At 71.4% G+C, this 12,711-nt stretch carries 12 protein-coding genes; 11 read left to right on the top strand and 1 reads right to left on the bottom strand.

Annotation, left to right across the window (positions count from 1 at the left end):
* Window positions 1–45: 45 nt before the first annotated feature.
* Window positions 46–1,731 carry an FAD-dependent oxidoreductase gene (locus A3IC_RS0129855; RefSeq protein ID WP_052173872.1) on the bottom strand — a complete coding sequence of 562 codons (1,686 nt, stop codon included), beginning with the start codon at window positions 1,729–1,731 and terminating at the stop codon, window positions 46–48.
* A 357-nt stretch (window positions 1,732–2,088) separates the two neighbouring features.
* On the opposite strand from A3IC_RS0129855, the gene A3IC_RS0129860 reads away from it, so the two are divergent.
* From A3IC_RS0129860 to A3IC_RS0129910, 11 genes are all read left to right on the top strand, one after another.
* A complete protein-coding gene (locus tag A3IC_RS0129860; RefSeq protein WP_020553749.1) occupies window positions 2,089–3,342 on the top strand; it encodes a SchA/CurD-like domain-containing protein in 1,254 nt (417 codons plus the stop codon).
* A 53-nt stretch (window positions 3,343–3,395) separates the two neighbouring features.
* Window positions 3,396–3,812 (top strand): cupin domain-containing protein, encoded by a 417-nt coding sequence (locus tag A3IC_RS0129865; protein ID WP_020553750.1) that lies wholly within the window; start codon window positions 3,396–3,398, stop codon window positions 3,810–3,812.
* On the top strand, window positions 3,809–5,077 hold the full coding sequence (locus tag A3IC_RS0129870) for a beta-ketoacyl-[acyl-carrier-protein] synthase family protein (RefSeq protein WP_026218898.1): 1,269 nt from the start codon (window positions 3,809–3,811) through the stop codon (window positions 5,075–5,077). Before A3IC_RS0129865 ends, A3IC_RS0129870 begins: the two co-directional genes overlap by 4 nt.
* A complete protein-coding gene (locus A3IC_RS0129875; RefSeq protein WP_020553752.1) occupies window positions 5,074–6,321 on the top strand; it encodes a beta-ketoacyl synthase N-terminal-like domain-containing protein in 1,248 nt (415 codons plus the stop codon). Before A3IC_RS0129870 ends, A3IC_RS0129875 begins: the two co-directional genes overlap by 4 nt.
* 49 nt (window positions 6,322–6,370) lie before the next feature.
* Window positions 6,371–6,625, top strand: a complete 255-nt coding sequence (locus A3IC_RS0129880) for an acyl carrier protein (RefSeq protein WP_020553753.1) — start codon at window positions 6,371–6,373, stop codon at window positions 6,623–6,625.
* A 1-nt stretch (window position 6,626) separates the two neighbouring features.
* The gene (locus A3IC_RS0129885) at window positions 6,627–7,109 is read left to right on the top strand and encodes an SRPBCC family protein (protein WP_020553754.1); all 483 of its coding nucleotides are present in this window, start codon (window positions 6,627–6,629) and stop codon (window positions 7,107–7,109) included.
* Between the two features lie 106 nt (window positions 7,110–7,215).
* Window positions 7,216–7,548: a TcmI family type II polyketide cyclase gene (locus A3IC_RS0129890; RefSeq protein WP_020553755.1), complete on the top strand. Its 333-nt coding sequence runs from the start codon at window positions 7,216–7,218 to the stop codon at window positions 7,546–7,548.
* A 136-nt stretch (window positions 7,549–7,684) separates the two neighbouring features.
* Entirely contained in the window at window positions 7,685–9,484 is a 1,800-nt protein-coding gene (locus A3IC_RS0129895; RefSeq protein ID WP_020553756.1) for an acetyl-CoA carboxylase carboxyl transferase subunit, read from the top strand.
* On the top strand, window positions 9,481–10,158 hold the full coding sequence (gene accB, locus A3IC_RS62840) for an acetyl-CoA carboxylase biotin carboxyl carrier protein (protein ID WP_020553757.1): 678 nt from the start codon (window positions 9,481–9,483) through the stop codon (window positions 10,156–10,158). The genes A3IC_RS0129895 and accB overlap by 4 nt, the downstream gene beginning before the upstream one ends.
* A gap of 21 nt (window positions 10,159–10,179) precedes the next feature.
* Window positions 10,180–11,571: an acetyl-CoA carboxylase biotin carboxylase subunit gene (locus A3IC_RS57320; RefSeq protein WP_020553758.1), complete on the top strand. Its 1,392-nt coding sequence runs from the start codon at window positions 10,180–10,182 to the stop codon at window positions 11,569–11,571.
* A gap of 58 nt (window positions 11,572–11,629) precedes the next feature.
* A complete protein-coding gene (locus tag A3IC_RS0129910; RefSeq protein ID WP_020553759.1) occupies window positions 11,630–12,667 on the top strand; it encodes a right-handed parallel beta-helix repeat-containing protein in 1,038 nt (345 codons plus the stop codon).
* The last annotated feature ends 44 nt before the right edge of the window (window positions 12,668–12,711 follow it).

Here is a 12,711-nt window from a genome sequence, read left to right on the forward strand (position 1 = left end):
ATACCACTCCGGGGCCGGCCTGTCGTTGCCGGCGATGTGCGCGGCCTACCGGCCGAGTCGGCCGCCCACCCGGGCGTCCGCCTCGGTCCGGCACGCCACCGCGCGCAGCACCGTGAGCATGGTCTCCTCCGAGTCCGACTCGGCGGCCGGCACCCGCCAGGCGACGAACCCGTCCGGACGGATCAGCACCGCCCCCTCGTCGGTGACCCCGTGCAGCTCCGCCCAGTCCACGTCCGCCTCGGTGACCAGGTCCACCGCCGCGGACTCCGCCTCGGTGCCCACCCGGTAGATCGCCAACGGCACCGCCAGCCGCCGACTCGCCTCCCGCGCGGCCCGCTGCCACAGCTCGCCCGCCGGACCGGCACCGACCAGCAGCACCGGCGAGGTCTCGTACAGGTCCAGGGTGGACAGCCGAACGCCGTCCCGGTGCAGCCACACGTGCGGGGCGCGGCTGCCGGGCTCACCGGAGGGCGGACGGAACCGCTCGGGCAGCACCGGGACTTCGGGGTCGGTGCCGAGCACCGCCGCGGACGCGTAGCGGTAGCCGAGCACCACACCCAGCACGCCGGGCTGCTTGCCGCCGCCCACCGGGGGAGCCGCGTATCCCGGGTGGCTGTGCTCGGCCGATCGCGAGGACGCGCGCGCGGCGGTGGCTCGGGCCACCGGTCGGCGCTCGGCCTCGTAGGTGTGCAACAGGTCGGCGCCCGCGTGCCCGTGCAGCACGGCGGCGAGTTTCCAGGCCAGGTTGTGCGCGTCCTGGATACCGGTGTTGGAGCCGAACGCTCCGGTGGGCGACATCTCGTGCGCGGAGTCGCCCGCCAGGAACACCCGGCCGACGTGGTAGCGCTCGGCGACCCGTTCGGCCGCATGCCATGGGGCCTTTCCGGTGATCTCCACGTCGAGATCCGGTACGCCCGCGGCGGCCCGGATGTGCTCGACGCAGCGCTCGTCGGTGAACGCCTCGATCGGCTCGCCCCGCTCGGGATGCCACGGCAGGTGGAAGACCCAGTGATCCCGGTTGTCCACCGGCAGCAACGCGCCCTCGCCCTGAGAGTTCGTCAGATAGCAGACGATGAACCGCCGTTCGCCGACGAACTCGGCCAACCTGCGGGAGGTGAAGGTGACGCTCACGTTGTGGAAGAGATCGCCCGGACCGGACACGGCGATGCCCAGCCGCTCGCGCACCGGGCTGCGGGGCCCGTCCGCGGCGACCAGGTAGTCCGCCCGCACGGTCTGCCGCCGCCCGTTCGCCCGGGTTTGCACGACCGCCGTGACGCCGTCCTCGTCCGGTTCGAAGGACACGAGTTCGGTGCCGAAGCGCAGGTCGCCGCCGAGTTCGCGGGCGTAGTCGGCCAGCACCGGCTCCAGATCGTTCTGGCTGCACAGGCACCACGAACTGGGACTGAATTTGGCCAGGCCGCCGCCGGGGTCGATCTCCTTGAACAGCCACTCCTGGCGGTCCCCGGCGATCGTGTCCGCCTGGAGGATGCCATGGTTTTCGGCCAGCACGGCGGACGCGGCGCGCACCCGGTCCTCGATCCCCGCGGTCCGGAACAACTCCATCGTGCGCACGTTGTTGCCGCGTCCGCGAGGGTGCCGCGAAGTGTCGGCGTGCCGCTCCACGAGCATGTGCGGCACGCCTAGCCGGCCCAGGAACACGGACGTGGACAGCCCGACCAGCGAGCCGCCCACGACCAGGACCGGTACCCGGTGTTCGATCTCGGGATTCATCATTTCTCCTGCGTTGGCGAGGACTGCGGACACACGACATCGCTGCGGGAGGCCGTGGACCGTCGGTGTCCTCCTGTTCCCGCTGAACCCGATGAGCGGTTCACCATGGCGCAATGTCACTCATATGCCCTCAAAAGATGCAGAGAGTGATGATTCGCCGCCACGCTCGAAGTCGAGGCCGGGTCCCCGACGGACGGATCGGTCGGTGTCAGGCGTGCGTCGCGCGGCAAGGCGCGACGCACACCGTCACACCTACGCATCCCCGTCCTTCGGTCGGCTTCGGCGCGGCCCGGTCCCCCGGGATCGCCCGCACCGGGCACCACCAGGCAGGCCGAATCCCAAGACCAAAGGAATGACATGGACACCCTCGTCCACTCCGCGGCGAACCCCACCACCGACACCTTGACCAAGCTCCGGGTACTGCTCATGCTGGAGCTGCACGAAGGGTCGGAGCAGCGCTTCCTCGAAGCCTACGAACGCATTCGGCACCAGGTCGCCGCCGTTCCGGGTCACGTGCGCGACCAACTGTGCCAGTCGATCGAGGACCCGACCCAGTGGCTGATCACCAGCGAGTGGGAGGGCAGCTCTCAATACCTGGCCTGGGTGGACAGCCCGGAGCACCAGATGATGGTGCAGCCGCTGCACGGATGTGTGCGCGGCACCCGGTCGTTGCGCTTCGCGGTGGTCCGGGAGACCGACCGCGTGGGCGGCTCGGTGATCACCAAGGGAGCCGCCGGCGCGAAGACGAAGGCGGCCATGCCCGGCAAGTCCAAAAACGGCGCAACCGACAGGGCCACGGCCGGGGCGAACGACAGGACCAGGGTCGGCGCGAGCGACAAGGCGCGGTCCGGGGCGAGTGACAAGGCGCGCGCCGCGGCCCCGGCGGTGCCCGGCGTGGTCCGCTGCGCGCTCACCTTCACCGTCAAGCCCGGCAGCGAGGCCGAGGTCGCCCGAATCCTGGCCGGCTACAAGTCGCCGAAGGCCCGGGTGAACGACACGACGTCGCTGCGCCGCACGACGGTGTTCATGCTCGGCAACCGTGTGGTGCGCGCGATCGAGGTGCAGGGCGACCTGCGGGCCGCACTACGGCACGTGGCCGAACAGCCGCAGGTGCGGGCCGCCGAGGAGTTGCTGCATCCGTACCTGGAGGAGACCCGCGACCTGAACGACTCGGAGGCCGGCCGGCTGTTCTTCATGCGCTCCTCGCTGGCCGAGGCGTACCACCTGGACGCGCCGGCCGGGAAGTCGGCGAAGGCCTCGACCACGCGCCGCGCGCTGCTGTACCCGGTCCGGCACGGTCGCGGTGAATCCGCCGCCACCGTGCTCCAGCGGCACGACGAACAGGTGATCGCGTCCGCGTCCGGTCCGATCGCGAGCAGTTCGGTGTTCGTGCGCGGCGACATCCTGATCCGAGTGCTCGACCTGCGCGGCGACCCGGACGACCCGGCGCTGCTGTTGGGCATCGACCGCAAGGAGTCCGCGGCCCGGCTGAGCCGGCTCCTGGACATCGGCGGTGACGACGCACTGGACACCGACGAGGGTCTGCGGCACCTGCTGGCCTCGGCCGAGACCACCCTCGTCACCGACCGTCGCGCCGACCGCGACGTCTGACCCCCCCGGGCGGCGCCCTCGCGGGCGCCGCCCGCCACTTGGAGGTGGCACACATGACCACGCAGACCGTACGCATCGTCAACGTCGACGAGATCGAGCCCAACCGACGTCGGGGCGGTGACCTGCGGGTCACGCTCGGCCCGACGACGGTGGGGTCCACCAGTGGCTTCATGGGCCTGGCCATCATCGAGCCCGGCGACATGATCGCCGAGCACTACCACCCGTACTCCGAGGAGTTCATCCACGTCGTCACCGGTGCGCTGGAAGTCGACCTGGACGGCATCACCTACGAACTCCGACCCGATCAGGGCCTGATGGTGCCCAAGAACATGCGGCACCGGTTCCGCAACGTCGGCCGGGTACAGGCGCGGATGGTCTTCCAACTCGCCCCGTTGGCGCCCCGACCGGAACTGGGGCACGTCGACACGGAGGGGATCGAGCCCGCCGAGACCGTGGGCGCCGACTCTTGAGGCGCCGGGTGGCGGTCACCGGCGTCGGCGTCGTGGCACCCGGCGGCGTGGGTGTCACCGCGTTCTGGGACATGCTGATGGCCGGCCGTACGGCGACCCGCGGCATCACCTTCTTCGATCCCACCGGCTTCCGCTCCCGGATCGCCGCCGAATGCGACTTCGACCCGGTCGCCTGCGGCGTCGACCGGGTCCGGGCCGAGCGCGCGGACCGCTACGTACAGTTCGCGCTCGCGGCGGCGGCCGAGGCGGTGGGAGACTGCGGCCTGGACCGGGAAGCGGAGGATCCCTGGCGGATCGGCGTCTCGCTCGGCACCGCCGTGGGTGGCACCACCCGGCTCGAACACGACTACGTCGCGGTCAGCGACTCGGGCCGCGACTGGGCGGTGGACTCCAAGCGGGCCGACCCGTTCCTGCACCGGGCGTTCTCCCCGAGCACCCTGGCCTCCGAGGTGGCCGAGGAATTCGACGCCCGCGGCCCGGTGCAGACCGTGTCCACCGGCTGTACGTCCGGCCTCGACGCGATCGGGTACGCCGCGCACGCGATCGAGGAGGGCCGGGCCGAGGTCTACCTGGCCGGCGCCTCGGACTCGCCGATCTCACCGATCACGGTCGCCTGCTTCGACGCGATCAAGGCGACCTCGACCCGCAACGACGACCCGGCCCACGCCTCCCGGCCGTTCGACGCGGATCGGGACGGCTTCGTCCTGGGCGAGGGCGCCGCCGTACTCGTGTTGGAGGAGCTCGAACACGCCCGGCGACGCGGCGCACACGTCTACTGCGAGGTGGGCGGGTTCGCCACCCGGGGCAACGCGCACCACATGACCGGCCTGACCCGCGAGGGCCTGGAGATGTCCGAGGCGATCGACCGCGCACTGGCGGACGCACAGGTCGACCCCACCGGGATCGACTACGTCAACGCGCACGGCTCGGGCACCAAGCAGAACGACCGCCACGAGACGGCGGCGGTCAAGCGCTCCCTGGGCGAGCACGCGTACCGGACCCCGATGAGTTCGATCAAGTCCATGGTGGGCCACTCGCTCGGTGCGATCGGTGCGATCGAACTGGCCGCGTGCGCCCTGGCGATGGAACACAAGGCGGTGCCCCCCACGGCGAACTACCAGACTCCGGACCCCGAGTGCGACCTCGACTACGTGCCGGGGACGGCCCGGCCGATGGCACTGCGCACGGTGTTGTCGGTGGGCAGCGGGTTCGGCGGCTTCCAGTCCGCCGTGGTGCTGGACCGCCGGGAAAGGAGACCCCGGTGAACACCTCCGTACCCAGACGCACCGTGGTGACGGGCGTCGGCGTCGTCGCGCCCAACGGCATCGGTGCCGACGTGTTCTGGAAGGCCACCCGCGAGGGCCTGTGCGTCCTGGATCGGATCAGCCGCGAAGGCTGCGGCGACCTCCCGTTGACGATCGCCGGCGAGGTGCGCGAATTCGACCCGGCCGCCGTGGTCGAGGAGCGCTTCCTGGTCCAGACCGACCGCTTCACGCACTTCGCCATGGTCGCCGCGGATCAGGCACTGGCCGACGCCGCGCTCGGCCCGATGCCCACCTTCGGCGTCGGGGTGACCACGGCGAGCTGCTCCGGCGGCGGCGAATTCGGCCAACGCGAGCTGCAGAACCTGTGGGGTCAGGGCCCCGGCTTCGTCGGTCCCTATCAGTCCATCGCCTGGTTCTACGCCGCCACGACCGGCCAGATCTCCATCCGCGGCGGCTTCAAGGGGCCGTGCGCGGTGCTGGCCAACGACGAGGCGGGCGGCCTGGACGCCCTCGCGCACGCGGCGCGCACCATCCGACGCGGCACGAACGCCGTCGTGGTCGGCGCCGCGGAGGCCCCGCTGGCGCCGTACTCGATGGTCTGCCAGCTCGGCTACGACTCGCTCAGCCTGGCTCGCGAACCCGGGCAGGCATACCTTCCGTTCACCTCGAACGCGTGCGGATTCGTCCCCGCCGAGGGCGGCGCGATGTTCGTCCTGGAGGAGACGGAGGCGGCGCATCGGCGCGGGGCCAGGATCCGGGCCGAAGTGGCGGGACACGGCGCTACGTTCACCGGCACCTCGGGCTGGGGACCCTCCCGCGACGGCCTCGCTCGGGCGATCGGCGACGCGCTGGCCGACGCCGGGTGCGCCCCGCAGGACATCGACGTGGTCTTCGCGGACGCCCTCGGGGTGCGCGAGGCCGACCACGCCGAAGTACTGGCCCTGTCCGACGCGTTGGGCGCGCACGCCGCCCAGGTGCCGGTGACCGCCCCCAAGGCGGGCATCGGCCGCGCGTACTGCGGCGCGCCCGTCCTGGACTGCGCCGCCGCGATCCTGGCGATGGAACACGGCGTGGTGCCGCCCACCCCGGGCGTCTTCGACGTCTGCCACGACCTGGATCTGGTCACCGGCCGGGCCCGAGCCGCCGAACTGCGCACCGCCCTGGTGCTCAGCCGCGGCCTGATGGGCCACAACGCGGCACTGGTGCTGCGCCGCGGCGACGGCCGGCCCGGTACGCCCATGTAGACCGCATAGCGGTCTCCCGCCAAGAAAGCACGGAAGAAGGAAGCCTGCGATGAACGGACCCTTCACCTACGAAGAACTCGCCGCGCTGATGAAGATCTGCGCAGGCGTCACCGCCGATCCGCAGCGGATGAGCCTGCCGGGGTCGACGTTCGAGGAATTCGGACTCGACTCGCTGGGCCTGCTCGGCATCGTCTCCGAACTGGAGCGGCGCTATCAGTTCCCGCTCGGCGCGGACGTGGACCAGTGCAAGACCCCGCGCGAGTTCCTGGAAACCACCAACTCCCAACTCACTTCCGGAGTGTGACATGACCGGCCATACCGACAACGACATCGTCATCGCGGCCCCGTTCGACCTGATCTGGGACATGACGAACGACGTGGAGCACTGGACGGACCTGTTCAGCGAATACGCGTCGGTGGAGATCCTCGCGCGCGAGGGCGCCAAGGTCACCTTCCGGCTGACCATGCACCCCGACAAGGACGGCAAGGTCTGGAGTTGGGTCTCCGAGCGCGAGGCGGACCGCGAGGCCCGCACCGTGTGGGCCCGCCGAGTGGAGACCGGGCCGTTCGCGCACATGCACATCCGCTGGGAGTACCACGAGGTCCCCGACGGCGTGCGGATGCGCTGGGTACAGGACTTCGCGATGAAGGAGACCGCTCCGGTCGACGACGCGTGGATGACGGACAACATCAACCGCAACTCGCGCGTGCAACTGGAGCTGATCCGGGACCGGATCCAGCAGCGCGCCCGGGACACGGGCGTCGCGCCCACCGTGCGCACCTGGTGACCCGCGCCGTCGCCGGCCCGACCGACGACGGCGCGCTTTCCCGGTGGGGCCGCAACCCCGCGGTCCCACCGGCCCTCCACCGACCGACCCGGAAGGACCACCGCACATGCACCGCACCCTGATCGTGGCCCGGATGAAGCCCGATTCGGCGCCCCGGATCGCGGACATCTTCGCCACCTCCGACACCGGCGAACTCCCGCACCTGGTGGGGGTCACCGGCCGCAGCCTGTTCCAGTTCGGCGACCTGTACCTGCATCTGATCGAGGCCGATCGGCCGCCGGGGCCCGCCGTCGCCAAGGTCGTCGGACACCCGGAGTTCCGCGACATCAGCGAGCGACTGGCCGTGCACGTGGGCGCGTACGACCCGCAGACCTGGCGGTCGCCGCAGGACGCGATGGCCCGGGAGTTCTACCGCTGGGAGCGGGACACGCAGGCATAGCGCACACCGCACCCGCCGCAAGGCGTCGTTACGACCTCCCCGGCTCGACCCCGTCCGGTCGCGGCTCCCGTTCGTCGAGCTCTCCGCGGCCAAGGCAACCCCGCCCAAGGCCCCTTCGTCCAAGGACCCTGAAGCCATGATCGAGACCGACCTCGGGCTCACCGTCCACGCCCGACCCGACTGGGTCAAGTGCGGACGCTGCGCCGAACTCGTATACGGCAAACGCTTCACCCGGGACCTGCAGGTGTGCCCCGACTGCGGTGATCACGCCCGACTCACCGCGCGACAGCGACTGGATCAACTCCTGGATCCCGGTTCGGAGACACCGCTGACCGCCGGCCCCACCCCCCACGACCCACTGGGCTTCGTGGACTCGCGCCCCTACCCGGAACGCCTGGCCGAGGCGCGCGCCGCGACCGGCATGGACGAGGCGGCGCTCGGCGCGCGGGGCACCATCCACGACCGGCCGGTCGTGGTGGCCGCGATGGACTTCCGCTTCCTGGGCGGCAGTCTGGGCTGCGCCGTGGGCGCGCTGGTCACCGAGGCCGCGAACGAGAGCCTGCGTACCCGTACTCCGCTGCTGCTGGTGACCGCCTCGGGCGGGGCCCGGATGCAGGAAGGCGTGCTCTCGCTCATGCAGATGGCCAAGACCGCGCACGCCCTGGCGGAGTTGGACGAGGCCGGCGTCCTGGTGTTGTCGCTGATCACCGACCCCACCTACGGCGGGGTGGCGGCCTCCTTCGCCACACTGGCCGACGTCATCCTGATCGAGCCCGGCGCCCGGCTGGGCTTCGCCGGCCCCCGGGTGATCGAGCACACCATCGGCGAACGCCTGCCCACCGGCTTCCAGACCGCCGAATTCCTGCTCGAACACGGGATGGTCGACGCGATCGCACCTCGACCGGCGCTGCGCGCGACCATTCGACACTTCCTCGCTCTGGAGGAACCGCGCGAGGCGCGTCCCGAGGAGGCGCGGGCCGACCCGGCCGCGGCCATGCCCGCCGCGCCGGCGCCGGCCGCCAACGGGTCCGCCGCCAACGGGTCCGCCGCCCACGGGACCACAGTGAACGGGACCGCGGTCAACGGGCGCGCGGTGGACGGGCGCTCCGACGGGGACGACCCGTGGGAGGCGGTTCGGCTGGCCCGGCACCCCGCGCGACCCACCACCCTCGACTACGCGGGCCGACTCTTGGACGACTTCCACGAGTTGCACGGCGACCGGATCGGCGCGGACTGCCCCGCGGTGGTCGGCGGCATCGGCCGGCTCGACGGCCTGCCGGTGATGTTGATCGGCCATCAGAAGGGCGGCGACAACCTCGCCGAACGACAACACCGCAAGTTCGGGATGGCCACCCCGGCAGGCTTTCGCAAGGCCGCCCGGTTGATGCGGCTCGCCGCCAAACTGGGCCTGCCGGTGATCACCCTGGTGGACACGCCCGGCGCCAACCCCGGACCGGACGCCGAACGGAACGGCCAGGCCGTCGCCATCGCGGAGAACCTGCGCCTGATGGCCCGACTGCCCACCCCGATCGTCACCGTGATCACCGGCGAGGGCGGCAGCGGCGGCGCGCTCGCGCTCGCGGTCGCCGATCGGGTCCTGATCGGCGAGCACGGCGTCTATTCGGTGATCAGCCCCGAAGGCTGCGCGGCCATCTTGTGGAAGGACTCCGCGGCGGCGCCCGCGGCGGCCGCGGCGCTGCGCATGCGACCACGGGAGCTGCTGCGCCTGGGCGTGGTCGACCGGATCGTGCCGGAGCCGCCCGGCGGCGCGCACACCGACCCGGGCAGGGCCGCCGCACTGCTGCGCGCCGCGCTGATCCCGGTCGTGGACGAGTTGCGCGCGCTGGACAAGACCCGGCTCCTGCGCGAACGCGGGGACCGATTCCGAAGCTTCGGCGTCGTGCCGGACGCTCGTGCCCAAGGAAGTGCGTCATGACTCCACACAACGGAACCCCCGAACACCACGGAACCCCCGAAGCGCGTGAGGCGCACGCCGACGACCACCTCAACCACCACTCCGGCTACGCGGACGAGCGGTGGGTCAAACCGCTGAACCCCGCACACGCCGCGCAGCCGCACCCACAGTCACCCGCGCAACCTGCCGACGAGTCGCCACAGGCGCGCACCGCGCCGGTTCCGCCGCGCTGGATCCGGCTGCGCTGCGGCGACACCAGCGTCGAGATCGAGTGGCCCGAACCCCCCGCGACCGGCCCGGCACCCGTCGCCTCCGGTACACCCGCCGCCGCGCCGCGGGTCGAGCAGTCGGTCGCGCCGGAGGGCACTCGCCGGTTCGTCTGCGCCCCGATGGTCGGCACCTTCTATCACGCGCCCGAGGTCGGCGCGAAGCCCTTCGTCAGCGTCGGCGACACCGTCCGATCCGGCCAGACGGTGGGGATCCTGGAAATCATGAAGATGATGAACACCATCACCGCCGACGTGTCCGGGCAGGTGGTGGAGGTGCTGGTGCCGGATGCGCAACCGGTGGAATACCAGGAGCCGTTGATCGCGATCGAGCCGCGCGCGGCGGGCCGGGATGCGAGCGCCGAGCAGGACGGCGGGCCCGACGAGCGTCCCGGCACGGGCCGTGGCGGCCCGCACACCCGGCAGTGACAACAACCGTAGGGGGTCCAGGTGTTCTCCACCGTGCTCATCGCCAACCGAGGGGAAATCGCCCTGCGGGTGGCCCGCAGCTGCCGCGAACTCGGCATCCGCACCGTGGCCGTGTACTCGACCGCGGACCGGGATTCCGCCGTGGTGCGCTTCGCCGACGAGGCGGTGCACATCGGCCCGCCTCCCGCCAGATCCAGCTATCTCAACATGCCGGCGATCATCGAGGCGGCCCGGCGCACCGGTGCGCAGGCGATCCACCCCGGTTACGGATTCCTGTCCGAGGATCCGGACTTCGCGGAGATCTGCGAGGCGCATGGGATCACCTTCATCGGGCCGCCGCCGCACGTGATGCAGCGGCTGGGCGACAAGAGCGAGGCGCGCGCGGTGATGGCCGCCGCCGGGCTCCCCGTCCTGCCGGGCAGCGAAGGCGCGTTGGCCTCACCGGTCGAGGCGGCCGAGATCGCCGCCCGGATCGGCTATCCGGTGATCCTCAAGGCGGTCGCCGGCGGCGGCGGTCGCGGCATGAGCGTGGTGCGCGATCCGGACGAGTTGGCCTGGGCGTACCAGGACACCCGGGCCCGCGCCCGCGCGGTGTTCGGGGACGAACGTCTCTACCTGGAGCGCTACATCGACGACGCGCGGCACGTCGAGGTCCAGGTGTTGTGCGACCGGCACGGCGGCGCGGTCCACCTGGGCGAGCGGGACTGCTCGGCGCAGCGCCGGCACCAGAAGCTGGTCGAGGAGTCCCCGGCCCCGCACCTGCCGACCGAGGTACGCGACGCGATGTGCGCGGCGGCGCTGCGCGGTGCGTCCGCCGTCGGCTACGTGGGGGCGGGCACTTTCGAGTTCGTGGTCACCCCGGAGCACCGGTTCCACCTGTTGGAAATCAACTGCCGCATCCAGGTGGAGCATCCGGTGACCGAGATGGTCACCGGCGTCGACATCGTGCGCGAACAACTCGCCATCGCCGCCGGCGCGCCGCTGGCGTTCGGTCAGGACGACGTGGTGCCGCGGGGGGTGGCGATCGAGTGCCGGATCAACGCGGAGGACCCGGAGCGGGGCTTCGCGCCGACGCCCGGTCGGCTCACCGAGTTCGTGCCGCCGGGCGGGCCGTGGGTACGGATCGACACACACGCCCACGAGGGGTGGACCGTGGGCCCCGACTACGACTCGCTGCTCGCCAAGGCGATCGTCTGGGCGCCCGACCGGGACCAGGCCATCGCACGCGCCGAGCGGGCGCTCAGCGAGTTCCGGGTGGCCGGCGGCGGCGTGCACACCACCCTGGGCTTCCTGCGCCGGTTGCTTGCCGACCCGGTGTTCCGCGCCGGAAAGCACTCCACCGGCCTGGTCGACACGATGACCTCGGACAGCGCCGAGGTCGCCCCACTCGCTCTACCCGAGCCGGTTTCCTGAACCGAACTCTCGGATTTCCCTTCTCTCCTCCCTCTCTCATGAAGGCAGAACATTGCTCATGCACGTACAACGGCTGCTTCCCCTTGCCTGCGCCACCGTCCTGACCGCGCTGGGCTCGGTCCTGGCACCGGCCGCACACGCCGACACCCGGCACGTGGTCCATCCCGGCGAATCGATCCAGAGGGCCGTGGACGCGGCCGCGCCCGGCGACATCATCGATGTACTGCCCGGCAGTTACCCCGGCAGCGTGCTGATCGGCACGGACCGCGTAACCATCCGCGGGGCAGGCGAGGGCACCGTGATCACCCCGGGCGCGGCGGGCGCGGCGAACGCGTGCGCGGCGGCCGGTCACGGCATCTGCGTGTTCGGCACCGCGAAGCACCCGGTGTCCGACGTACGGATCCAATCGCTGGCGGTCACCGGCTTCGCCAAGACCGGGGTGATGGGCAGCGCCACCGAACACATGCGGGTGCGGCACGTGTCCGCGCACGACAACGGTGAGCACGGGATCGGCCAGGAGCAGTCCACGCGGGCCGAGTTCACCGACAACATCACCGACGACAACGCCCAGGCGGGTCTGTTCCTGGCCGACACCGCCGATGCGATGGGTGCGAGCATCGCCCGCAATCACGCCTCGGGCAACCGGTTGGGCGTGTTGATCCGGCGCGGGCGCGCGTTGACGATCGAATACAACGAGCTGACCGGGAACTGCGCCGGCGTATTCATCGTGGGCGACGAAACCAAGCCGGTGGCCGGGGCATTGGCGATCCGCCGTAATCGCATCGACGAGAACAACAAGTATTGCGAGGCCAATCCGCGACTGGCCTTCATCCAGGGCTCGGGCATCGTGCTCACCGGCGCCCAGGAGACGCAGGTGAGCGGCAACAGGATCCGGGACAACCGGGGCGAGTCGCCGATGTCGGGTGGCATCGTGATGGTGCCCAGCTTCTCCGGCGAGCCGACCGCGAACAACGTGGTTCGGGACAACATCGTGCAGCGCAACGAGCCGGCGGATCTGGCGAACCGGGACGCCGCGGCGGTCAACACGTTCACGGCGAACACATGCGGCCGATCGGAGCCGGCCGGCCACTGCTGACCGACTCCGATCACCCGGAGGCCACGCGTTCGACGGCCGCCCGG

Origin of the sequence: Embleya scabrispora DSM 41855 (assembly GCF_000372745.1) — a bacterium.
Lineage (GTDB): Bacteria > Actinomycetota > Actinomycetes > Streptomycetales > Streptomycetaceae > Embleya > Embleya scabrispora.

Excerpts from the sequence above, each read along its gene's own strand:
- A3IC_RS0129880 (WP_020553753.1), top strand. The coding sequence starts at position 6,371 with ATGAACGGACCCTTCACCTACGAAGAACTCGCCGCGCTGATGAAGATC.
- A3IC_RS0129865 (WP_020553750.1), top strand. The coding sequence starts at position 3,396 with ATGACCACGCAGACCGTACGCATCGTCAACGTCGACGAGATCGAGCCC.
- accB (WP_020553757.1), top strand. The coding sequence starts at position 9,481 with ATGACTCCACACAACGGAACCCCCGAACACCACGGAACCCCCGAAGCG.
- A3IC_RS0129910 (WP_020553759.1), top strand. The coding sequence starts at position 11,630 with ATGCACGTACAACGGCTGCTTCCCCTTGCCTGCGCCACCGTCCTGACC.
- A3IC_RS0129885 (WP_020553754.1), top strand. The coding sequence starts at position 6,627 with ATGACCGGCCATACCGACAACGACATCGTCATCGCGGCCCCGTTCGAC.
- A3IC_RS0129890 (WP_020553755.1), top strand. The coding sequence starts at position 7,216 with ATGCACCGCACCCTGATCGTGGCCCGGATGAAGCCCGATTCGGCGCCC.
- A3IC_RS0129860 (WP_020553749.1), top strand. The coding sequence starts at position 2,089 with ATGGACACCCTCGTCCACTCCGCGGCGAACCCCACCACCGACACCTTG.
- A3IC_RS0129855 (WP_052173872.1), bottom strand. The coding sequence starts at position 1,731 with ATGAATCCCGAGATCGAACACCGGGTACCGGTCCTGGTCGTGGGCGGC.
- A3IC_RS0129895 (WP_020553756.1), top strand. The coding sequence starts at position 7,685 with ATGATCGAGACCGACCTCGGGCTCACCGTCCACGCCCGACCCGACTGG.